Annotated in this window: 21 protein-coding genes and 1 tRNA gene; 14 read left to right on the top strand and 8 right to left on the bottom strand. The window is 68.6% G+C overall.

Annotated features, from left to right (window positions below; genetic code table 11):
• Nucleotides 1–15: 15 nt before the first annotated feature.
• From GIY23_RS00175 to GIY23_RS00165, 3 genes are all read right to left on the bottom strand, one after another.
• Nucleotides 16–411, bottom strand: a complete 396-nt coding sequence (locus GIY23_RS00175) for a VOC family protein (RefSeq protein WP_154074815.1) — start codon at nucleotides 409–411, stop codon at nucleotides 16–18.
• The gene (locus tag GIY23_RS00170) at nucleotides 408–704 is read right to left on the bottom strand and encodes an ArsR/SmtB family transcription factor (protein WP_154074814.1); all 297 of its coding nucleotides are present in this window, start codon (nucleotides 702–704) and stop codon (nucleotides 408–410) included. Before GIY23_RS00170 ends, GIY23_RS00175 begins: the two co-directional genes overlap by 4 nt.
• Before the next feature lie 498 nt (nucleotides 705–1,202).
• A tRNA-Leu gene (locus GIY23_RS00165) sits at nucleotides 1,203–1,288 on the bottom strand.
• Between the two features lie 227 nt (nucleotides 1,289–1,515).
• Between GIY23_RS00165 and GIY23_RS00160 the strand changes: the two genes are divergently transcribed.
• The 7 genes from GIY23_RS00160 (at nucleotide 1,516) to pknB (ending at nucleotide 11,028) form a co-directional block, all read left to right on the top strand.
• Complete coding sequence (locus GIY23_RS00160; protein ID WP_154074813.1) at nucleotides 1,516–2,769, top strand: FhaA domain-containing protein; 1,254 nt, start codon at nucleotides 1,516–1,518, stop codon at nucleotides 2,767–2,769.
• Nucleotides 2,770–2,852: 83 nt separating this feature from the next.
• Nucleotides 2,853–3,317, top strand: coding sequence for an FHA domain-containing protein FhaB/FipA (locus GIY23_RS00155; RefSeq protein ID WP_154074812.1), 465 nt, complete (start codon nucleotides 2,853–2,855; stop codon nucleotides 3,315–3,317).
• Nucleotides 3,314–4,777, top strand: coding sequence for a PP2C family protein-serine/threonine phosphatase (locus tag GIY23_RS00150; protein WP_154074811.1), 1,464 nt, complete (start codon nucleotides 3,314–3,316; stop codon nucleotides 4,775–4,777). The genes GIY23_RS00155 and GIY23_RS00150 overlap by 4 nt, the downstream gene beginning before the upstream one ends.
• Nucleotides 4,777–6,222, top strand: coding sequence for an FtsW/RodA/SpoVE family cell cycle protein (locus GIY23_RS00145; RefSeq protein WP_154074810.1), 1,446 nt, complete (start codon nucleotides 4,777–4,779; stop codon nucleotides 6,220–6,222). Before GIY23_RS00150 ends, GIY23_RS00145 begins: the two co-directional genes overlap by 1 nt.
• Complete coding sequence (locus GIY23_RS00140) at nucleotides 6,219–7,679, top strand: peptidoglycan D,D-transpeptidase FtsI family protein (protein WP_154074809.1); 1,461 nt, start codon at nucleotides 6,219–6,221, stop codon at nucleotides 7,677–7,679. Before GIY23_RS00145 ends, GIY23_RS00140 begins: the two co-directional genes overlap by 4 nt.
• Nucleotides 7,680–9,011 carry a protein kinase domain-containing protein gene (locus GIY23_RS00135; protein ID WP_154074808.1) on the top strand — a complete coding sequence of 444 codons (1,332 nt, stop codon included), beginning with the start codon at nucleotides 7,680–7,682 and terminating at the stop codon, nucleotides 9,009–9,011. It begins immediately after the preceding gene.
• A gap of 37 nt (nucleotides 9,012–9,048) precedes the next feature.
• Nucleotides 9,049–11,028, top strand: a complete 1,980-nt coding sequence (pknB, locus tag GIY23_RS00130; RefSeq protein ID WP_154074807.1) for a Stk1 family PASTA domain-containing Ser/Thr kinase — start codon at nucleotides 9,049–9,051, stop codon at nucleotides 11,026–11,028.
• Nucleotides 11,029–11,271: 243 nt separating this feature from the next.
• Here the strand turns inward: pknB and GIY23_RS00125 are convergent, their stop codons facing one another.
• Entirely contained in the window at nucleotides 11,272–11,913 is a 642-nt protein-coding gene (locus GIY23_RS00125) for an aminodeoxychorismate/anthranilate synthase component II (RefSeq protein ID WP_154074806.1), read from the bottom strand.
• 268 nt (nucleotides 11,914–12,181) lie between these two features.
• Between GIY23_RS00125 and crgA the strand changes: the two genes are divergently transcribed.
• Both crgA and GIY23_RS00115 read left to right on the top strand, forming a co-directional pair.
• Entirely contained in the window at nucleotides 12,182–12,448 is a 267-nt protein-coding gene (gene crgA / locus GIY23_RS00120; RefSeq protein ID WP_154074805.1) for a cell division protein CrgA, read from the top strand.
• A 133-nt stretch (nucleotides 12,449–12,581) separates the two neighbouring features.
• Entirely contained in the window at nucleotides 12,582–13,019 is a 438-nt protein-coding gene (locus tag GIY23_RS00115) for a PH domain-containing protein (protein WP_228717458.1), read from the top strand.
• 3 nt (nucleotides 13,020–13,022) lie between these two features.
• Here the strand turns inward: GIY23_RS00115 and GIY23_RS00110 are convergent, their stop codons facing one another.
• Together GIY23_RS00110 and GIY23_RS00105 are read right to left on the bottom strand one after the other, a co-directional pair.
• On the bottom strand, nucleotides 13,023–13,952 hold the full coding sequence (locus GIY23_RS00110) for a rhomboid family intramembrane serine protease (RefSeq protein WP_228717457.1): 930 nt from the start codon (nucleotides 13,950–13,952) through the stop codon (nucleotides 13,023–13,025).
• Nucleotide 13,953: 1 nt separating this feature from the next.
• Entirely contained in the window at nucleotides 13,954–14,508 is a 555-nt protein-coding gene (locus tag GIY23_RS00105; protein ID WP_187351968.1) for a peptidylprolyl isomerase, read from the bottom strand.
• 159 nt (nucleotides 14,509–14,667) lie between these two features.
• Between GIY23_RS00105 and GIY23_RS00100 the strand changes: the two genes are divergently transcribed.
• Both GIY23_RS00100 and GIY23_RS00095 read left to right on the top strand, forming a co-directional pair.
• On the top strand, nucleotides 14,668–15,309 hold the full coding sequence (locus tag GIY23_RS00100) for a hypothetical protein (protein ID WP_187351967.1): 642 nt from the start codon (nucleotides 14,668–14,670) through the stop codon (nucleotides 15,307–15,309).
• 379 nt (nucleotides 15,310–15,688) lie between these two features.
• Nucleotides 15,689–16,546, top strand: coding sequence for an IclR family transcriptional regulator (locus tag GIY23_RS00095; RefSeq protein WP_154074804.1), 858 nt, complete (start codon nucleotides 15,689–15,691; stop codon nucleotides 16,544–16,546).
• Here GIY23_RS00095 and GIY23_RS00090 read toward each other — a convergent pair.
• Nucleotides 16,435–17,679, bottom strand: coding sequence for an MFS transporter (locus GIY23_RS00090; RefSeq protein ID WP_154074803.1), 1,245 nt, complete (start codon nucleotides 17,677–17,679; stop codon nucleotides 16,435–16,437). The two genes, GIY23_RS00095 and GIY23_RS00090, sit on opposite strands and share 112 nt — an antisense overlap.
• A 257-nt stretch (nucleotides 17,680–17,936) precedes the next feature.
• Here GIY23_RS00090 and GIY23_RS00085 point away from each other — a divergent pair, with 257 nt between their 5' ends.
• The 3 genes from GIY23_RS00085 (at nucleotide 17,937) to GIY23_RS00075 (ending at nucleotide 21,113) form a co-directional block, all read left to right on the top strand.
• On the top strand, nucleotides 17,937–18,329 hold the full coding sequence (locus GIY23_RS00085) for a VOC family protein (protein ID WP_154074802.1): 393 nt from the start codon (nucleotides 17,937–17,939) through the stop codon (nucleotides 18,327–18,329).
• A 104-nt stretch (nucleotides 18,330–18,433) separates the two neighbouring features.
• Nucleotides 18,434–19,807, top strand: coding sequence for an MFS transporter (locus GIY23_RS00080; protein ID WP_228717456.1), 1,374 nt, complete (start codon nucleotides 18,434–18,436; stop codon nucleotides 19,805–19,807).
• 64 nt (nucleotides 19,808–19,871) lie between these two features.
• Nucleotides 19,872–21,113, top strand: a complete 1,242-nt coding sequence (locus GIY23_RS00075; protein WP_154074801.1) for a hypothetical protein — start codon at nucleotides 19,872–19,874, stop codon at nucleotides 21,111–21,113.
• 107 nt (nucleotides 21,114–21,220) lie between these two features.
• Here GIY23_RS00075 and GIY23_RS00070 read toward each other — a convergent pair whose 3' ends face one another.
• Complete coding sequence (locus tag GIY23_RS00070; RefSeq protein ID WP_154074800.1) at nucleotides 21,221–21,412, bottom strand: ferredoxin; 192 nt, start codon at nucleotides 21,410–21,412, stop codon at nucleotides 21,221–21,223.
• Between the last annotated feature and the right edge of the window lies 1 nt (nucleotide 21,413).

The following is a 21,413-nucleotide window of genomic DNA, read 5'->3' as shown; positions in this document are numbered from 1 at the left end:
AGCAACCAAAAAGGCTCACGCCTGGTTCAGGGCGGCGAGTTGGATCAGGTTGCCACAGGTGTCGTCGAAGACGGCGGTGACGACCGGGCCGAGATCGGTCGCGTCCTGAGTGAACTCGACACCCAGGCTTTTGAGCCGCTCGACCTCGGCGTGCACGTCGTCGACGGCGAACTGGGTGAACGGGATGCCGTCCGCGGCCAGAGCCTTCTTGAACGGACCCGCCGCCGGGTGGCCGTCCGGCTCCAGCAGCAGCTCGACGCCGTCCGGATCGACCGGCGACACGACGGTGAGCCAGCGCGCCTCGCCTGCAGGCTCGTCGGTCTTCTTGATGAACCCGAGCTTGTCGGTGTAGAAGGCGAGCGCCTTGGCCTGGTCATCGACGAACACACTGGTGATGTTGATACGGATCACGGGTTCGGTTCCTCTCGATCGATGGGCCACCGCTCGACGATCGAACGCAGCGGACTCGTGTCGAGGTGGTGGAACTTGTACCGGCCCTGCCGCCGGGTATGCACCAAGCCGGCCTTTTCGAGCACCTCGAGGTGCTGCGAGACGGCTTGGCGCGAGGAGCCCAGGCCGTGCTTCACGGTCAGGCGCCCGCAGATCTCGAACAACGTCTGTCCGTCCTTGTCGGCCAGCTCGTCCAGGATCGTCCGTCGCGTCCCGTCGCCAATGGCCTTGAAAAGCTCGGGGTTCGCGTCCACGAGCCCTTTATAGGCAAGTCTCCACTTGCCTGTCAACGTTCGGCGACCCTTCCATCGTGCCGCTACGTGCCCACATCACTCCGCGCCTACGCCGAAGCAGCGACTTCGTACCGAAACCCCCGGAGTAGCGGCGAGCCAGTTGCCCAAAGGTCGCGACCACTTCGCGGCGGCGCGTCGGCTTGCCGCAGGCAGCGCGACCACGGGCAAGGTCGGTCGCGCCCCGAGACTCGCCCGCGTGAGCCTTTTTGGTGGCTATGGGCACCAAAAAGGCTCACGCTCGCCGGGGCACGGTGTAGCGGCGATGTGACGAACTGGCGCAAGGATCGGATCGGGGCTGCCCAACACGGCGAGAACCCCTTCGCGCCGCGATCACTCGTGAACTGTGCCGCGTCAGCACATGCACGACCACCGTGATCGAACAACGCAACAAGTAAGGGCCCGCCAACGGCGGGCCCTTACTATCGTCGGTTCGAAGAGGGCGATTTCGTCGTCGCCCCGTGGTGCGCGAGGAGGGAGTTGAACCCTCACGTCCTTACGGACACACGGACCTGAACCGTGCGCGTCTGCCATTCCGCCACTCGCGCGTGACTGGCCGGTACTGCGGAGCCAGCGTACTACTTCCGCGTTCGGCCTCCGACAGCGGGCCGATCACTCCTCGCCGGGCCCGTTGCCGTGTTGGCTGAGCAACACTAGCACGCGCTGACGAGGGACTTCCGCGAGGGTCACGCCCCTGTTCGTAACTAGTCGGTGTCACCGTCCGATGGCACAGATAGGATGGCTCAAGAAGTCGAGTGCGTGAAAGGGGATCGCCGTGGGCCTCGTGCAGCGCTTCGAGCGCCGCCTCGAAGGCATGGTCGGGAACAGCTTCGCGCGCGTGTTCGGTGGCAAGGTCGTCCCACAAGAGGTCGCCCAGGCACTGCAGCGGGAAGCCGACCTGCAGGTCAGGGAGCTCGCAGGGGGGCGGTTACTCGCCTGCAACCACTTCGTGGTGCAGTTGAGCCCTGCCGACCACGATCGGCTCGCAGGCGAGGAGGAACAGCAGGTCACGAACCTTCTCGCCGATTGCGTCCAGGAGCATCTCACCGAACAGGGGTGGGACACCTATGGTGACGTCGTAGTCTCCCTGGAGCGCTCTGAAACGCTGCACACGGGACAGTTCCGAATCAGATCGTCCGTCGACCCCGACGTAAGCCGACGGCCGGCAACACCTCGTACCGCAGGAGACCGACCCATGAGCCAGCCACCAGGCCACTACCCCCAGGGTGATCCGTACGGCCAGCAGGCGCAGTACGGCTACGACCAGGGCTATGGCCAGGGCCAGTACGGCCAGGGCCCCCACTACGGCCAGGACCCCCACTACGGCTACGGTCAGCCCGCCTACGACCAGGGCTATGGCCAGCAGTTCCAGCCCGGGTACGACCAGGGCTACCCGCAGGGTTACGGACAGGGCTACGGGCAGCCGGCCCCCGACTACCCGGCACAGGCCTACGCGGCTCCGCCGCCGCACCCGGGCTACGACCAGGGCTACTCCCAGCCCGGATACGACCCCGGCTACGGCCAGCAGCCGGGTTACGGCCAGCAGCCCGGGTACGACCAGGGCTACGGCCAGCCGGGTTACGACCCCGGCTACGGCCAGCAGCCCGGATTCGAGCAGGGCTACTCCCCGCAGCCCGGCGGCGCCTACCCGCCGTCCGGTGGCTTCCCCGACCAGTACGCGCAGCCCGGCGGCGCCTACCCGCCGAGCGCTCCGGGCGGCTACCCCGCTCCGGGCCAGCAGCTCAGCGCGGTCCTGCAGCTCGACGACGGATCGAACCGTTCGTACACGCTGCAGCACGGCTCGAACGTGATCGGGCGTGGCCAGGAGGGCCAGTTCCGGCTCCCCGACACGGGTGTGTCGCGCAAGCACATCGAAATCACCTGGGACGGCCACAGCGCCATGCTCGCCGACCTCGGGTCCACGAACGGCACCACGGTGAACGGCACCCCGGTGCAGACTTGGCAACTGGCCGACGGGGACGTCATTCGCGTCGGCCACTCGTCGCTGGTGTTCCGCAGCCAGGGCTGAGAAACCCGCTGCGCACTGCGCCGGTCCCGCCGGCGCAGTGCGGGAACACCGACCAGGACACGGAGTAGGAGCGTTCACAACAAGTGCCAGAGCTGGTCATTCAGCTGACCAGAGCAGGGTTCCTCGCCCTGCTCTGGTTGTTCGTGCTGGCCGCGCTGCGCGTGGTGCGTTCCGACCTCCACTCCGCGTCCGGGATGCGAGTGCCCGTTCCGGGCGCTTCGGCGTCGGGCGGCAAGGCGTCGCGAGGCCGCACCAAGGCCCCGCGGCAGCTCGTCGTCACCCACGGTGCGCTGGCCGGGACCCGCATCTCACTGGAGGGTAGGCCGATCACGATCGGTCGCGCCGACGACTCCACATTGGTCATGGACGACGACTACGCGTCGACCAAACACGCGCGTTTGTCCCTCCGAGGAACGGACTGGTACGTGGAGGATCTAGGCTCCACCAACGGCACATACCTGGATCGGGCGAAGGTCACGGGTCCCACGAAGGTCCCGCTCGGCGTTCCGATCAGAATCGGCAAGACGGTGATCGAGCTGCGCTCATGACCCTAGTCCTCCACTACGCAGCCCGCAGCGACCGCGGCCTGGTTCGTTCCAACAACCAGGACTCGGTCTATGCCGGCCCACGACTTCTCGCCCTCGCGGACGGCATGGGTGGCCATGCCGCCGGTGAGGTCGCCAGCAAGGTCGTCATCGCGGCCCTCGCGCCGCTCGACGACGACGAACCCGGTGACGACCTGCTCGGCCAGCTCCGCGACGCGGTGTTCTCCGGCAACGGCGCGATCTCCGAACTCGTCGCCAGCGACCCGGACCTGGACGGGATGGGCACCACGCTGACCGCCGTCCTGTTCGCGGGCAGCAAGCTCGGCCTGGTGCACATCGGCGACTCCCGCGCCTACCTCGTGCGCGACGGCGAATTCGCCCAGATCACCCACGACGACACCTTCGTCCAGTCGCTGATCGACGAAGGCCGGATCACCGAGGAAGAAGCCGCCAACCATCCGCAGCGGTCGCTGCTACTGCGGGCGTTGACCGGCCACGAGACCGAGCCCAGCCTCACCGTGCGTGAAGCGAGGGCCCGCGATCGCTACATGCTGTGCTCCGACGGACTCTCCGGTGTGGTCAGCGAAGAGACGATCGCCGAAGCGCTGCGGATCAACGACCCGCAGCAGTGCGCCGACCGGCTCATCGAGCTCGCCCTCAAGGGCGGCGGCCCCGACAACGTCACCGTCGTCGTCGCCGACGTCGTCGACGTCGAGTTCGGCGAGAACGCCCCCATCGTCGGGGGGGCCGCGGGAAATGGTGAGGAGGCACCGCAGCCGGACTCGGCCGCTGCGCGTGCCTCCGCCGCCACGATGCCGCGCCCGCAACCCCAGCGGGTCGATCCGACCACCCCGCCGCCCGAGGCGAAGAAGCGGCGCTGGTGGATTCCCGTCCTCGCGGTGGTCGGCGTGCTCGTCGTCCTCGCGGGGATCGCCCTGGTCGGCCGCTGGTGGCTGGACAGGCAGTACTTCATCGGACTCAACACCGACGACAACGTCGTGATTTACCAGGGTATGCAGGGTTCCGCGCTCGGCGTGGCGCTGCATCGCGAGGTCGAGGGCTCCTGCGCACCGGGCGCGCCCGCAGGCTGCCAGACCATCAACATCAAGGACTTGCAGCAGGCGCAGCGTCCGGACGTGCGCAACGGCATCACCGAGGTCAACGGCCTCGACGAAGCCCGGGCGTCGATCCAGCAACTGCGGGCCACCGCGCTGCTGCCGGAGTGCGAGAAGCCCGACCCGCAGCCCACCCCTCAGCCGAACCCGGACCAGCCGGGCGAGCAGCCGAACCCGGACCAGCCCGGTGACCGGCCCGGCGAGCCCGCCCCGCCGCCCGGGCCTGACGATCCTCCGCCGGACGCTCAGCAGCCGGGCGACCGTCCAGACCAGCAACCCAACCCGGAAGCCACCCCGCTGAACACACCGGCGCAGGAACCGGGTGTCACCTGCCGGACGGTGAGCTGATGTCTCAGCCGGTCGCCGCAGCCGGAGCCACCTCCGCCGGCTCCGCACCGGCTCCGCGAGCCACCGCTCGGCGGGGCACCGAGTTGTTCCTGCTCATCGGCGCCGCCGTGATCGTCACCGCGGCGCTGGTGCTGGTGGAGATCAACCAGGAAGCGACCCTGACCCGGCAGATCCTGTACTACGGGGCGGCGTTCCTTGGGCTGTTCGGACTCGCACACGTCGCGGTGCGTCGCTGGGCGCCGCACGCCGACCCGCTGATCCTGCCGCTGGTGGCGTTGATCAACGGGCTCGGGCTGGTCGTCATCCACCGGGTCGACCTCGGCAACGCGGAGGAAGCCGCCGGGTCCGGTGCGACGTTCACCGCCGACAACCCGAAACAGGTCCTCTGGACCCTCGTGTCCATCATCCTGTTCTGCCTGGTGCTCGGGCTGGTCAAGGATCACCGCACGCTCGCCAAGTACGCCTACACCTGCGGACTCACGGGTCTCGTGGCACTCGCGTTGCCTGCCGTGCTGCCCAGCATGCTCGCCCCCGAGATCAACGGGGCGAAGATCTGGCTGCGCCTCGGACCGCTGTCCATCCAGCCGGGTGAGTTCGCCAAGATCCTGCTGATGGTGTTCTTCGCGGCGTACCTGGTCGCCAAGCGCGACCTGTTCACCACCGCGGGCCGCCGGTTCCTCGGCGTGGACTTCCCCCGCCCCCGCGACCTCGCCCCGCTGCTCGTGGCGTGGGCGCTGTCCATCGGCATCGTGGTGCTCGAACGCGACCTCGGAACGTCGCTGCTGTTCTTCGGCATCCTGCTGGTGATGCTCTACATCGCCACCGAACGAGCGGTGTGGGTGTTCATCGGCCTGACGTTGTTCGGCGTGGGCTGCGCCATCGCCTACCCGATGTTCGGGCACGTGCAGCAGCGCGTCGACGGCTGGCTCAACCCGCTGGAGAGCGAAAGCGCCTATCAACTCCAGCAGGCCCTGTTCGGGATGGCGACCGGAGGCATCGGTGGAACCGGCCTCGGCGGTGGGCGACCTGCCATCGTCCCGTTCGCGCAGAGCGACTTCGTGATCGCGTCGTTCGCCGAGGAACTCGGGTTCGTCGGGCTGGCCGCACTGCTGATGATGTACCTGCTGCTGATGATGCGCGGCCTGCGGTCCGCGCTGGCGGTGCGCGATTCCTTCGGCAAGCTGCTCGGCGGCGGCCTGTCGTTCGCCATCGCGCTGCAACTGTTCGTCGTCGTCGGCGGGGTCACCGGCCTCATCCCGCTCACCGGTCTGACCGCGCCGTTCATGGCCTACGGCGGTTCGTCGCTGCTCGCCAACTACATGCTGGTCGCCCTGCTGCTGCGTATCTCCGACGCGGCGCGCAGGCCACAGACGCCCAGCACGCCGAAGCCGAAGCAGGCGCCGATCGCCGAAGCGCATACCGAGTTGGTGGAGCGTCCCCGATGAACAAACCACTCCGGCGAGTCGCGATCGCGATGATGGCGATGGTCGTGCTGCTGATGGCCAACGCCACCTACGTCCAAGTGATCAAGGCCGACGAGCTGCGCAACGACCAGCGCAACAGCCGCACCCTCTACGACGAGTACTCCCGTCCGCGCGGGCAGATCATCGCGGGCGGCGAGTCGCTGGCGAACTCGACCGAGACGAACGACAACCTGCGGTTCCTCCGGAACTACCCTGGCGGACCGGCGTTCGCCCCGGTCACCGGCTACCACTCGTTCGTCTACGGCTCGAACGGCATCGAACGCGCCCAGAACGACATCCTCAACGGCACCGACGACAGCCTCGCGTTCACCCGGCTCTCCGACCTCGTCACCGGGCGCGAACCGGCCGGCGCCGACGTCGAGCTGACGGTCAATCCGGCGATGCAGCGCACCGCATACGAGCAGCTGACCAGCAAGGGCTTCGAGGGCTCGGTGGTCGCGCTGGACCCGAAGACCGGCGGCATCCTGGCGATGGCCAACGCCCCGTCCTACGACCCGAACCGGCTCGCCGGCCACAGCGCCGAGCAGTTGGAACAGGAGTGGAACGCGCTCAACTCGCAGGAGGGCGATCCCATGACGAACCGGGCGGTCTCCGAGATCTACCCGCCCGGGTCGTCGTTCAAGATGATCACCGCGGCGGCCGCACTGGAGAGCGGGTACACGCCGAACAGCCCGGTGCAGGCTGCTTCGTCGATCACGCTGCCGAACACGAACACGCGGCTGCCGAACTACAACGGGAACAACTGCGGCAGCGGCTCCACGGCACCGCTGACCGAGGCCCTCGCCCGCTCGTGCAACACCGCGTTCGCCGAGATCGCAGGCGACGTCGGCGCCGAGAAGATGCGCGAAACCGCCGCCTCGTTCGGGTTCGGCCAGGACCTCAACATCCCGATGCGGGTCGCGAAATCCGACATGGGCCCGATGGAGGACGCCGCCGCGCTGTACCAGAGCGGCATCGGGCAGCGCGACGTGCGTGTCACGCCGATGCAGAACGCGATGATGGTCTCGGCGATCGCCAACGGCGGGTCGCTCATGAAACCGGAGCTGGTCAAGCGCACCGTGGCCCCGGACAAGGAGACCATCGACGAGATGGACCCGCAGAAGCTCGAGCAGGCGGTCTCGCCCGAGGTCGCCGGACAGCTGCGGGACATGATGGTCCAGTCCGAGGAGCGCACGAAGGGCTCCGGCAAGATCGCGAACGTCGAGATCGCATCGAAGACCGGTACCGCCCAGCACGGCGACGCCGCCGACCAGCCGCACGGCTGGTACGTGGCCTTCGCGCCCGCCAGTGACCCGCAGATCGCGCTCGCGGTGATCGTGGAGAACGGCGGCGACGAAGGCGCCGAGGCCACCGGTGGGTCCATCGCCGCCCCGATCGGCCGCGAGGTCATCCGAGCGGGCCTGCAGGGGGGTCGCTGAGTGCTGACCACGGGCCAACTCCTCGCCGAGCGGTACCACCTCGGGCGGCGTATCGCCGTCGGTGGCATGGGCGAGGTGTGGGAGGCCACCGACGTGCGGCTCGATCGCACGGTCGCGGTCAAGGTGCTCAAGCCCGAGCTGTGCGGCGACGCCGAGTTCCTGCACCGGTTCCGCACCGAGGCGCGCACCACGGCCTCACTGAACCACCCCGGTATCGCCGCCGTGCACGACTACGGCGAGACGGCTGCCGTGCCGGACGGGCCGAAGGACACCGCCTACCTGGTGATGGAGCTCGTCGAGGGCGAGCCGCTCGCCGGGATCCTGGCCAGGGAACGCCGGATGCACGCCGACCGCGTGCTGGACATGCTCGAACAGGCCGGCCACGCGTTGCAGGCAGCGCACGAACGCGGCCTGGTCCACCGGGACGTCAAGCCGGGAAACATCCTGGTCACCGCGACCGGCAAGGTGAAACTCACCGATTTCGGGATCGCCAAGGCCGCCGACGCAGCACCGGTGACCCGCTCCGGCATGGTGATGGGCACCGCGCACTACATCGCCCCCGAGCAGGCTCTCGGCGGGGACGCGACCCCGTCCAGCGACGTGTACTCGCTGGCCGTGGTCGGCTGGGAGTGCCTGCAGGGACACCGGCCGTTTCTGTCGGACAACGCGGTGACCGTGGCGATGATGCACATCCGCGACGCACCGCCACCGCTGCACGCGGACGTGCCGCCCGCGGCACGCGCCGTGGTCGAGGCCACACTCGTGAAGGATCCGCGTCGCCGCTACGCGACCGGGGGCGAGTTCGCGCAGGCGGTCACCACCGTGCGCTCGGGCCTGCCGCTGCCCGCGCCAGCGGCGTTGGTGCCGCAACAGCCTCGGCCGGAACGGCACCACACGGGTTCACACCCGATTCCGCAGCAGCTCGCGCACGCGAGCGCTGTCACACCCGGCCCCACGACCGGAATGCACCAGGTCGCGGGCACGTTGCCTCCCGGGGTGATCCCCCCGTATCCGGCGCCGCGCCCACGCAGCCGGATCGGGTTGTGGATCGGGCTGGTCGTCGCGGCGCTGGTCGTCGTGGCGGCAGTGGGAGCCTGGGTGTTGTGGCAAGTGTTCGTCAGCAGCGCTCCGGCCCCCGGAACGACCACGTCCGAGCGGACCACCACCCTGGTGGTCGCGGAGGGACCCGCCGCGTCCGAGGGGGCTCTCATCCGCTTGGATATGGACCCAACGACCACCAGCACCACCACACGGGACACCGAAGTCGGGGGGACCGCACTTCCAGCAGCTGCCGAGCAACGGCTGATGTCACGGGAGGGCGCGTCAGCATGATGGGACGACCGTTGACGAGGATCGGGACGACGCATCGATGAGCTCTCCGCGACTACTCTCCAACCGCTACGAGATCGGCGACACGCTCGGTTACGGCGGGATGTCGGAGGTCCACCGCGGCCGCGACGTGCGCCTGGGCCGAGACGTGGCCGTGAAGGTGCTGCGCGCCGACCTCGCCAGCGACCCGACGTTCCAGCTCCGGTTCCGCCGGGAAGCGCAGAACGCCGCCGCACTCAACCACCCGGCCATCGTGGCCGTCTACGACACCGGTGAGACCGACGTCGACGGTGCCACGCTCCCGTACATCGTCATGGAGTACGTGGACGGCCGGACCCTGCGCGACATCGTCAAGTCCGAGGGTCCGCTGCCGCCGCGCCGCGCGATGGAGGTCATGGCCGACGCCTCCGCTGCGCTGGACTTCAGTCACCGGCACGGCATCGTGCACCGCGACGTCAAGCCGGCGAACATCATGATCACCCGCTCCGGTGCGGTGAAGGTGATGGACTTCGGCATCGCCCGCGCGTTGGCCGACGGCCAGGCCGCGGTGACCCAGACGGCGGCGGTCATCGGCACCGCCCAGTACCTCTCGCCGGAGCAGGCACGCGGTGAGTCGGTGGATGGTCGCAGCGACGTGTACGCGGCGGGCTGTGTGCTGTTCGAACTGCTCACCGGGGAGCCGCCGTTCACGGGGGACTCGCCGGTGGCGGTCGCCTACCAGCACGTCCGAGAGGACCCGCGCAAGCCGTCCGACCTCAACGCGCAGGTTCCGGCGTCGCTGGACGCGGTGGTGCTCAAGGCGTTGAGCAAGAATCCGGCGAACCGCTACCAGTCGACGGCCGAGATGCGCTCCGACCTGGTACGGGTGCTGTCCGGGCAACGTCCGAAGGCGCCGCTGGTCATGTCGGAGGAGGAGCGGACCTCGATGATGGCCGCGCCCGCCGCCGCGACCGAGGTCGTGCCGGGCAGGCACCGTCCGGACGCGCTCGCCGACTCGGAGGAGGACTACGCCTACGAGCAGGAGCGCAAACGCAAGCGCCGCAAGAACGGCATGATCGCCCTGGTCACGTTGCTGTGCGTGGGTGCGTTCGCGTTGGTGGCGTGGGCGGCGAGTCTCATGTTCAGCGGCGCCGACGAAGCCGAGCGGCTGCCGGTGCCGAACTTCATGAACATGACCGAGCAGGCGGCCACGCTCAAGGTCAACAACGAAGGCTGGAACGTCCCGCAGTGGAACCAGTGCCCCTCCACCAAGGAACAGTCGGGCCGGGTCGTGCAGCAGGACCCGCAGGGCGGCACGCTCATCCCGAAGACCCAGCCGATCAACCTCTGTGTCGGCAGCGGTCCGCGCCAGATTCAGGTTCCCGACCTGAGCGGCAAGACCGTGGAGGAGGCGGACTCGCTGCTGCGCGACGTCGGCCTGGAGCTCAGCCCGGTCACCAAGGACCAGGAGACCGAGAACCAGAACGAGATCGGCAAGATCGTCGCGCAGAGCGCCGAAGGCACCGCCGAGGAGGGCACGACGATCGTGGTCACTCTCGGGATCCCGGTGCGGGAGGTTTCGGTCCCCGACGTCACCGACCAGCCCTTCGACGCTGCGAAGGCGACGCTGGAGGGCGCCGGGTTCACCGTGAACCGTGAGGAGACCGACTCCACGGAGCCCGCGAACACGGTGCTGGAGCAGAACCCCACGAGCGGCACGACCGTGCGACCCGGCTCGCCGATCAAGCTGACCGTCTCCAACGGCGAACAGATCACGATGCCGTCGGTGCGGGGTATGAACGAGCGGCAGGCCCAGCAGGCGCTGCGGCAGGCGGGCTGGAACGGTCAGATCTCGACCACGAAGCGTCCGGTCGACGACTTCACCATGATCAACAAGGTGGTCGAGAGCCAGCCCACCGAGGGCTCGCCGATCTCGAAGAACCAGTCGATCACGTTGTTCATCGGCTCGCTCGACGCCGGGAGCAGCACGACGTCGCCGGAGGACGACGACGACGGCGGCCTGTTCCCGTTCCCCAACTAGAGGACGTGCGGGGTCGTTTCGCGTCGTGGGTGGTCCCGTGGCCCGGTCTGCGTAGACGGCAAGAACGCTGTCGAACCACGTACGCAGCCGGACCACCCGCGGGTTCTCAGCGCCCTGCTCGCGAGGACAGCGATGTCGCAGCGTAGGTTGCTACTCAAGAAATCGATCCCGCAGCGAGCAGGGCGCTGAGGTTCCGCCACCCGACCCACCGAGCAAACCTACTGCTAGGAGCTCTCAGAAAGGTCAGCGGTGGGCGGCTGCGGCGACTTGACGCATGCCACGTTCGAGATCGTCGACGACCGTGTCCGGCACGGGGTGTCCGCCTGCGGCCATCCAGTTCGCGAGTAGCCGGTGGCCCCCGTCGGTGAGCACCGACTCCGGGTGGAACTGCACGCCCTCGATCGGCAGCTCACGGTGGCGCATGCCCATGACGATCCCGTCGGCGCTGCGTGCGGTGACCAGGAACTCGTCAGGGACGGTGTCCGCACGGACGATCAGCGAGTGGTACCGGGTCGCGACGAACGGCTGCGGCAGCCCGGCGAACACTCCGCTGTCGTCGTGGAGAATCTCGCTGGTCTTGCCGTGCAGCAGCTCCGGCGCCCGGTCGACGACGCCGTCCCAAACCGCGCCGACTGCCTGGTGCCCGAGGCACACCCCGAGCAGCGGTTTCGAGGTCCGTGCGCACAGCCGGACGACGTCCATCGTCCGGCCGGATCGGTCCGGCGTGCCCGGCCCGGGACTGAGCAGGACCCCGTCGGCGGCCGCGACGTCGTCGTCGGTGACGACGTCGTTGCGGCGCACCTCGCAGTCGGCGCCGAGCTGGGCCAGGTACTGCACGAGGTTGTAGACGAAGCTGTCGTAGTTGTCGACGACGAGTACTCGCACGTCCCACACCCTACGGGAGGCTGTGCGCAGCGATGCCGGGCCGGTGGCCACGGGGTCGGTGACGAGACGGCAACACCTTCCGCCTCGCGACCCACGGGTGTTCGGTGGGCGCCCCGATTGCGTTAACGTGGGGTGAGGAGAACCGGCTGCGACGGCGCTGGGCCTGCATGGTCCGCCCCGGCCGGATCTCGTTGAGACGAACAGCTCGATCACGCGGTCGGCTCCGGGTTCGAGGCCCGGGACGGCCGCACCACCACGCGAGGACGCCATGCCGAAGTCCAAGGTCCGCAAGAAGGACAACTCCGCCGCGCCGCTCGACCGCCGCACCCCGGTGCAGGCGAAGCACCTCGGCCCGTCGCATCCGGCGTACGTGACCGTGATGCTCGGCATGATGCTGGTAGGCCTGTTGTGGTTGGTCGTGAACTACCTGGCCGGAGAGCGGATCCCCTTCATGTCGGACCTGGGCGCCTGGAACTTCGCGGTCGGCTTCGCTTTCATGATCATCGGCCTGCTCATGACCATGCGGTGGCGCTGAGCCGTACCGGATTGCCCTGACCGGATCTTGACGTTCGGTTTTCGAACAACACGGGTGTAAGTCATCCCCAATGGGGACAACTCCTGTGGACAACTTGAGTAGCGCTTGAGCACACGTCCGTCACACTGGGGCCGTGACAGCCGAGATCGATACTCCGCGCCGCTGGTCCACCCCACTGGGCCTGATCGTGACGGGCTTCGTGCTCACGGCCGCCGCCGCCGTGTGGTGGTGGATCACCACGACCGCGACCGACGCGGTGTTCGTCGGTCTGCTCACCGTGTGCCTCGCCGCCGTGTCTGCGTACCTCGTCCACGCTCGACCGCGTCTCGCCGCCGACTCCGACGGCGTCGCCGTGCGCGGCCTCACCGGTGAGCAGCAGTGGCCGTGGTCCGACGTCGACGTACGGGTCCGACGCACCGAACGCCTCGGCCGAAGTGTCGAACTGCTGGAGATCGACGTTCCCGAAGAGGACCAGCCCGGCGGCTTGATCATTCTCGGCCGGTTCGACCTCGGAGAGGAGCCGCGAGACGTCGTGGTCGAACTCAAACGCATCCGAGCGGCGGCGGTGTGACCCTCACCCGAGCACGCCGCACGCACGGCCGTTGGCCGTCATTCGACAGACCAGGTCGGCAAGCTGCAGATCACGGGTGACGAACAGGGCGGCGATCAACACGAATACCCCGAGCAGGGCCGTGAGCTGCCATGTGGTGCGCCGTTTCGCTGGCGCGTAGAGCAACGCCGCGCTGGTGAGCGCACCGACGACGATGCCGCCGAGGTGTCCGAGCAGCGAGATGCCCGGGATGGTGACGCTGATGATCACGTTCACCGCGATGACGACCAGGATCGGCCGCAGGTTCAGCTTCAGCCGGACCGCGGCCACCGCGATCGCACCCATCAAGCCGTACACCGCGCCGGAGGCACCGGCCACGGGTTGCGCCATGTCGCCCATCAAGAACACCGCAGCGCTGCCGCCGAGCAGTGACAACAGGTACACGGCGATGAACCGCAGCCACCCGAAGACGACCTCGAGGTCGCGGCCGAGCACCCACAGCGCCAGCATGTTCATCAGCAGGTGCACCGCACCGATGTGCAGGAAACCCGAGGTCAGGATCCGCCACCAGTCGCCGTCGGCGGTGTACATCGGCACCAGGGTCCACGACTGGAAGAACCCCGAACCCGTGTTCTGCATCAGGTTGCCCGCCAACGCCGCCGTGACGACGTAGACGAGCACGTTGAGGCCGATCAGGGCCGGGACCACGACCGGTGTCGTCGACACCCTCGCGCCGGCGACCGTCACGGGCTCGCGGGTGGTGCGTTTCGCCTCGGCGACGCAGTCGACGCAGTGTTGACCGACCGAGGCGTCACGCAGGCATTCCGGGCAGGCCGGACGGTGACAGCGAGTGCAGCGCAGCCCCGTCGGCCGGTCCGGGTGCCGCACGCACGCCGGCATCTGCGGCGGCGGGGCGCCCTCTGCACCGCTGGTCGGGCCGGTCTGATCGGACACCTCAGGCCCCGTCGCGCTCCACGGTGACCTTCTCGATCACGATGTCGTTGACCGGACGGTCACCCTGACCCGTCGCGGTCGCGGCGATGGTGTCGACCACGTCGCGGGACTCCTGGTCGGAGACCTCGCCGAAAATCGTGTGCTTGTAGTTCAACCAGCTCGTCGCACCCACGGTGACGAAGAACTGCGAGCCGTTGGTACCGGGCCCCGCGTTGGCCATCGCCAGCAGGTACGGGCGATTGAACTGCAGCTCGGGGTGGAACTCGTCGCCGAACTGGTAGCCCGGGCCGCCCCGGCCGGTGCCCGTCGGGTCACCCGTCTGGATCATGAATCCCTCGATGACCCGGTGAAAAATGACGCCGTCGTAGAACGGCCCCGAACGCTCACCTCGGGCGTTCGGCGAACTGTAGTCCTTGGTGCCTTCGGCGAGGCCGACGAAGTTGTCGACGGTCTTGGGCGCTTGGTTCGGGAACAACGTGATTCGGATGTCGCCCTGCGAGGTGTGCAGAGTCGCGGTCACGTTCGTTCCGACGAGCGATCCGTTCTCTTCAGCCACTCGACCATCCTGCCATCAATGAGCGCGATGGTGCGTCCAGGGTGCAGTATTGGGGGTGATCGTCACGTAGGACGCGTCCGTACTTCGATTCTGGTAACTGTCGGAGGGGACGCCGTCGAAGGAGAACAAGGGCCGGACGACCGGCCGAGGAGGCAGACGATGGACGAGGTGAAGGCCATGTCGCGAGCCGGCGAGTCGGTCGGCAAGGCCGTGGGCACCGGGGTACGCGAGGCCCGCAAGGGCGCGACCCAGGCAGGGAAGGTGGGCCGCGAGGTCTCCAAGCAGGCTGTGGCCAGGGCCGAACAGGAGCTCGCCCACCACGGGGTCGACACCGACGACCTGCAGGAACGACTGGCGCAGCGGACGACCGGCATGTCCCGCAAGCAGCTGGCGAAGAAGACCGCGAAGGCACGCAAGGAGTGGGAGAAGAAGGCGGCCAAGTCCCGCAAGGAGTGGGAGAAGAAGGCCGCGAAGGGCCGCAAGAAGCGGGCGAAGTCGCGTCAGCAGCTCGCGGACAACGCCGACACTGTCCGCAAGGAACTCGCGTCCCGGATCGACCCCACACCGGCGAAGCGCCGGAAGTGGCCGTGGGTGCTGCTGGTTCTCGCGGCGCTGGCCGCGGTCGCGGCGGTGGCGCTGTCCCGCCGCCCTGAGGAGTACCCACTGCCCGCGGACGCCGAAGAGGACCGGTTCCCGAGCCACGACGCCGACGGTGGGCGTCACGCGAGCTCGACGAACGGGGTGGGGCCGACGCACACGGATGCGGGCACCTCCCGCCTGGGCTCCGACCGGGAAGCGTGAGCACCACGAGTCTGCGCGGACGGGCCTGCGTTGGTGGTTCCGTCGCGGAACCACCCCTCGCGGCCGGCTGCGGGATCGTCGACGTCAGGCAGGGACTCTCCAGCACGTCGACGCTGTCCTCGCCGGCCACGAGGTGAGAACCCGCCGGTGGCCGGCCTGCGTAGCCGGCGGGGACCGGACGACGCAGTGTGTCTCGGTGCAGCGCAATGCGCGCGGACACTCACGGCCGTGGCGGTGGTGCACGCGGTGCGGCACCGCCACGGCCCTCGGCACGGTCCGCGAACTAGCTCGCCGCGCCGAGGGTCGAACACTTCACATCTCCCGTTCAGCGGAAATCGGCGCCGTCACCTGCGCGGTTGGCTGCCACACCATCGAACTGATGACGTCAGCACCGCACACCGTGACCGGACGGGCGTTCAGCATCCTCGACGCGTTCACCGAACGTGCCCCGGCTCTGACACTGTCCGAGCTGAGCCGCCGTACCGGGCTGCCCCTCACCACGACCCACCGGCTCGTCGGTGAACTCACCCAATGGGGTGCACTCGAGCTCGATCTCGACGGGCGGTACCGGGTCGGTCTCCGCCTCTACGAGATCGCCTCGCTCGCGCCGCGCGGGCCGGGTCTGCGCGACACCGCGCTGCCGTTCCTCGAGGACCTCTACGAGGCCACGCACGAGAACGTGCAACTCGCCGTCCTCGACGGCACCGAGGTGGTCTACCTCGAACGGATCTCCGGTCACCGAGCCGTGAACGTCTCGTCGCGGCCCGGCGGGCGGTTGCCCGTACACGCGACCGGCGTCGGACTGGCGCTGCTCGCCCACGCCGACCCGGACGTGCAGGAACGCATCCTCGCGCAGCCGCTGAAGACCTTCACCGACCGGACCATCTCGTCGCCGAAGGAACTCCGCACCCGCCTCGCCGACGTGCGCCGCGAGGGCTACGTGATCAGCGACCGCCAGATCGAGTCGTCCACGCAGTCGATCGCCGCCCCGGTGCGCGGACCGGACTCCTCGGTCATCGCCGCGCTCTCGGTCGTCGTCCCCGCGTCGGACACCGACCCGTACACGCTGGTCCCGGCGGTGCGTGCCGCAGCGCGCGGGCTGTCCCGCGCGCTGGGCAACCACCGTCAGCCGACCTCGGCGGTGTCCGCCTCGAGCGTCTTGCTCTCCCGCGCCGCCGCGCTGCGCACGAAGGCGACCGCCACCGCACCGACCGCACCGACCGCCGCGAAGGCGTAGAAGCCCCACGGGTAGGCGATCCCGCCGGTGAGCAGCGCACCACCGAGCAGCGGGCCACAGATCGCACCGAGCCGTCCGACGCCGGCCGAGTAGCCGAGTCCGGTCGCCCGATTGTCCGCCGGGTAGACCCGCCCCACGTAGGCGTAGGTGAGGACCTGGGCGCTGAAGACGAACACGCCGGCGACGAACACGGCCGCGTAGAGGCCGACGACCGGCAGCTTCACGCTCAACAACGCCAGCGAGACCGCGGCCGCGACGAACCAGAAGATCACGGCGGGGCGCACACCCACGCTGTCGGCGACCCGGCCTGCGATGACCAGGCCCACGCACGCGCCGATGTTCAGTGTCAGCAGCAGACCCAGCGCCGCGCCCAGCGGATAGCCGGCCGCTCGCATGATCTCCGGCAGCCACGTGTTCAAGCCGTAGACCAGCAGCAGACCCATGAACGAGGCGACCCAGAACGCCACCGTCGCGCGTGCCAGACCGCCGCGGAACAACGACGCCACCGCGTCCAGACCGCCCCGCGTCCGGGCGGACTCCTTGACCCGCAGGAACGACTCGGACTCCGGCAGGAACTTCACCATCAGCGGGATGAGCACCACGGCGGGGGCGGCACCGATGAGGAACATCGCCTGCCAACCCAACGGAGCGAGCACCATGAGGCCCAACAGCGCGGTGAGCACCGCACCCACGTGGTAGCCCGTCATGATCGTGGTGGTGGCCGCACCGTTGCGGCCTTCCTTCGAGTACTCGGTGACCAGGGCGATGGCGGTCGGCAGGCAACCGCCGAGTCCGAGACCGGCCAGGAACCGCAGCAGCCCGAACACGAACACCGACGGTGCCACCGCGCACAGCGCCGTGAACACCGAGAAGCTCGCGACGGCGAAGATCAGCGCCTTCCGTCGCCCGATCATGTCCGTGACGGTTCCGATCGCCAGCGCACCGATCGTCATCCCGACCAGGCCGACGGTGGAGGCCACCGACGCGCTCGCCGGGGTCAGCCCCCATACGCCCTCGTCGAGCATCACCGGCAGGACCGAACCGAGTACGACGAGATCGAAGCCGTCCAGCAGCACGGCGATCCAACACAACGCCATCGCCCAACGCGCGCGACTCGTCGCCTGCGTCGACATGGAACCTCCGCAAGTTGCGCACGCGGACGTTCCGCGTGCGGGTGGTTGTCCGATTCGACCGCCACCCGCGTCGAGGTCCGGACGGTCGCGGAGCGGAATGTTCCTGGGCCTGTCATGCGCACAAAAGCCACCCTTCCGATAACCGGAAGAGTGGCTCACACTCGTCGCTGTCTCGTCACCGCCGCGCCACATTTCGCCACGCGGCGTCAGCACGTGAACGTACACCGTGCATGGAGCGCCTGGGGCACACTAACCGCATGACGAGTCGAATGGCAGTTCTCTCGATCGACGCGGTGGATCCGTCGGTCATCGCCCGGTTCTGGTGCGAGGTACTCGGCTGGAGCATCATCGACGTCGAGGATGCCGACGAGGTCATCGAGATCGGCCCCGCCGACGGCTCTTGGCCCACCATCGACGTGCCACAAGTCCCCGAGCACAAGGCCGTGAAGAACCGGCTGCACCTCGACATCCGTGCCGACGGAGTGTCCACCGAGGACGAGCTGACGCGGCTGCTCGGCCTCGGTGCCCGCCGGGTCGATGTCGGTCAGCGCCCCGACGTGCCGTGGGTCGTCCTCGCGGACCCCGAAGGCAACGAGTTCTGCCTACTTCCCAGAACAGTTGAGCAGGCCACAGCCGTGGAACCGACCTGACCTGCCCGTGACTTGGGCGGTCTGGATTCTGCACGAAGGAATCTTCTTTCTTCTCAGCAGTAGTGCGCTCATCTTCGAGACACCTGACGTCGAAGGGAGCCCTCGTGACCGCCGTCGAACGAGCCGGAGCTGAGGCCGCGCAGCGCAGAACCCTGATCTGGGTCGTGTCCCTCGCCACGGCAGGACTGATGTTCGACGGCTACGACATCGTCGTCTACGGAACGGTGCTGCCCCAGTTCCTCGAGGATCCGTCCCTGATCGGCCCGGTGGACCCCGCGCTCGGCGGTGCGCTCGGCAGCTATGCCCTGCTCGGTGTCCTGGTCGGTGCGCTCCTCGCGGGCAGCATCGGCGACGTCGTCGGACGCCGGAAGCTCATGATCGGCTCGGTCGCCTGGTTCGGAGTGGGCATGGCGATCACCGCGTTCACGTCCTCGACCACCGCGTTCGGTCTCCTGCGGTTCGGCACGGGGCTCGGCGTGGGCGCCCTCCTGGCGATCACCGCCGCCACCGTGGCCGAGTTCGCCCCGCCAGGCAAGAAGAACCTCGCCAACGCGATCGTCTACGGCGGTGTGCCGCTCGGCAGCCTACTCGCGGCCCTGCTGGCCATCCTGCTGCTGCCTGTGGTCGGCTGGCGAGGCATGTTCCTGATCGGCGCGTTGCCGCTGGTGACGCTCGTCCCGCTGATGCTGCTCAAGATTCCGGAGTCCGTCGCCTGGCTGGCGGCGCGCGGCCGGCTCGAGGAGGCTCGTGCCGTCTCCGCGCGCACCGGCGTGCCGGTGCCGAACGAGCCTGCGGCCGAGGCCACCCGGACCTCCGGTTCTCAGGAGGACGGCTCGCAGTCGCGAGCGGGATTCGCCGGGCTGGTCACACGGACCTACCTGCTGCCCACGATCGTCCTCGGCTTCACGAGCGCGACCGGGCTCTTGCTCGTCTACTCGCTGAACACGTGGCTGCCCAGGTTGATGGAGACGGCCGGATTCAGCGCCGAGGGATCGCTGACCTTCCTGTTGATCCTCAACGGCGGCGCGATCGTCGGGGCGCTGTTCGGATCGCGCGTCGCCGATCGTTTCGGGGCCAAGCGCGTCGTCGCCGCGTGCTTCTTCATCGGAGCTGTGAGCCTGGCCCTGCTCACGACCAGTGACAACCTCGCGCTGCTGCTGCCGTTCGTCGCGATCGTGGGCCTCGGGACCAGCGGGACGCAGACCCTGATCTACGGCTTCGTCGCGAACTACTACCGCACCGAGGTGCGTGGCGCGGGGGTCGCCTGGTGCGCCGGGTTCGGACGGCTCGGCGGAGTGGCAGGCCCGACGGTCGGCGGGCTGCTGGTCGCCGCCGGGCTGAGCCTCAACGGCATCTTCTACATCCTGGCCGCCATCGCCCTCGCCGGAATGGTGCTGGCCCTGACCGTTCCTGAACGAGGGGCCCGTGATCAGTTCAAGGCCACCCACCAGCCGGACGAGAGCCGAGCCCGCCCCTGAACTGCCGCGGACACGGCGCGGTCGTCGGCTTCTTCAGCAACGCCAGGCATTACACTGCGCTGCCATGTCTGCGGCGTCCGAACCGAAGGGTCCGCGCGTATACCTCCACGTCGGCGCGCCCAAAACGGGAACCACCTTTCTGCAGGGCGTGCTCTGGAAGAACCTCGACACGCTGCAGCAGCGGGGCGTGTGCCTGCCGGGCGCGGAGCCGGAGGATCACTTCCGGGCGGGGTTCGACCTCTGCGGGCTGGACCAGGACGAGGACGATCCGCGCGAGCGCTGGGCGGGTGCGTGGGACGCGATGGCTGCCGAAATCCGCGAGAGCGACAGCGACCTCGTGGTCGTCTCGGACGAGCGGCTCGCCGCCTGCACGGTCACGGAGGTGGACCGTGCGGTCGCCTCGCTGGCTCCCGCAGAAGTCCACGTCGTCTACACCACACGCGGTCTGACCGAGCTGTTTCCCGCTGAGTGGCAGGAACACGTCAAAGACTGCGACACGCGGCCGTTCGCTACGTGGCTGGGCGACATCACGGCCGACAAAGACGAACGCACGGAGTGGTTCTGGCAGGTTCACGACGTCGCCGACGTGCTCCGGCGCTGGAGTTCCGTGGTGCAGGCAGAGCGGGTGCACGTCTTGACCCTCCCCCCGCCGGGGTCACCGCCGGACCTTTTGTGGGAGCGGTTCACTTCCGTGCTGGGTATCGACCCGAACGGGTTCGACACGGATGTGCGGGCGAATTCGTCGCTCGGCGTCGAAGGCGCAGAGGTGTTGCGGCGCGTCAACGAGACCCTGCCTGACTTTCCCGTCTGGCACCGGGTGCTGCTGACCCGCGAGGTTCTCGCGCACCACGTTCTCGCCCGCCGTACGAACAAGACACGGATCACGCTGCCCGCCGACTGGGCGCCCTGGGTGCGCGACTACACCGATCAACTCGTCGCCCACCTCAAAACCCAGGACTTCCCCGTCGTGGGCGACCTCAGCGAGCTACTGCCCGGCAACGACGCGTTCGACCAACCCGAGGGCCTCGACCAGGCGGGATTGCTCGACGCCGCCACGGACTCGATCGCCGGTCTGCTTGTGCACACGAGCGGAATGCAGGATCGAGACTCGCTGCTGATCAGGGCACAGGAAGCGGAGCGGCGTCTTCGTGAGCACCGGCAACAGGCGCCGGTCGACCGCATCAAACGCACGGTCGTGGAACTCGGGGGCCAGTCCACACTGGTCAACGCGATGCTCGGCGTGTGGCGCACAACGAAACGCCTGCGCCGCAAGCGTGATCGCCCCGGCCACACCGAGAACCCGTAACCCGTCGCACCCCCGCCGCCTGCAGTGGGCACGCCACGGCTGCATGGCCTGAGGACGCGCCGTGTGACGGTCGCCTGTTCCGCTAGCTCGGCCGTGAAGAGGACTCCTTACTCGATGAGCGAAAGCGCCTCGGTAGGGCAGGCCGCCACTGCACGACGGACCTGCTGCTCGTCCCCTCCGTCGACCTCCCACTGCTGCACGTCGAGCGTGCCGTCGTCGTGGACCTCGAAATACTTGTCGGTCTCGAACTCGCAGAGGCCGTTACCGGCGCACCGGTCCCAGTTGACGTCGATACGCATC

This window comes from Allosaccharopolyspora coralli (assembly GCF_009664835.1).
In the GTDB taxonomy this organism is placed as follows: domain Bacteria; phylum Actinomycetota; class Actinomycetes; order Mycobacteriales; family Pseudonocardiaceae; genus Allosaccharopolyspora; species Allosaccharopolyspora coralli.
The sequence above is the reverse complement of the archived record's forward strand: the minus strand, read 5'-3'. Positions and strand labels throughout refer to the sequence as shown.

Excerpts from the sequence above, each read along its gene's own strand:
- GIY23_RS00085 (WP_154074802.1), top strand. The coding sequence starts at position 17,937 with ATGACGAGTCGAATGGCAGTTCTCTCGATCGACGCGGTGGATCCGTCG.
- GIY23_RS00095 (WP_154074804.1), top strand. The coding sequence starts at position 15,689 with ATGACGTCAGCACCGCACACCGTGACCGGACGGGCGTTCAGCATCCTC.
- crgA (WP_154074805.1), top strand. The coding sequence starts at position 12,182 with ATGCCGAAGTCCAAGGTCCGCAAGAAGGACAACTCCGCCGCGCCGCTC.
- GIY23_RS00145 (WP_154074810.1), top strand. The coding sequence starts at position 4,777 with ATGTCTCAGCCGGTCGCCGCAGCCGGAGCCACCTCCGCCGGCTCCGCA.
- pknB (WP_154074807.1), top strand. The coding sequence starts at position 9,049 with ATGAGCTCTCCGCGACTACTCTCCAACCGCTACGAGATCGGCGACACG.
- GIY23_RS00100 (WP_187351967.1), top strand. The coding sequence starts at position 14,668 with ATGGACGAGGTGAAGGCCATGTCGCGAGCCGGCGAGTCGGTCGGCAAG.
- GIY23_RS00070 (WP_154074800.1), bottom strand. The coding sequence starts at position 21,412 with ATGCGTATCGACGTCAACTGGGACCGGTGCGCCGGTAACGGCCTCTGC.
- GIY23_RS00075 (WP_154074801.1), top strand. The coding sequence starts at position 19,872 with ATGTCTGCGGCGTCCGAACCGAAGGGTCCGCGCGTATACCTCCACGTC.
- GIY23_RS00150 (WP_154074811.1), top strand. The coding sequence starts at position 3,314 with ATGACCCTAGTCCTCCACTACGCAGCCCGCAGCGACCGCGGCCTGGTT.
- GIY23_RS00090 (WP_154074803.1), bottom strand. The coding sequence starts at position 17,679 with ATGTCGACGCAGGCGACGAGTCGCGCGCGTTGGGCGATGGCGTTGTGT.
- GIY23_RS00140 (WP_154074809.1), top strand. The coding sequence starts at position 6,219 with ATGAACAAACCACTCCGGCGAGTCGCGATCGCGATGATGGCGATGGTC.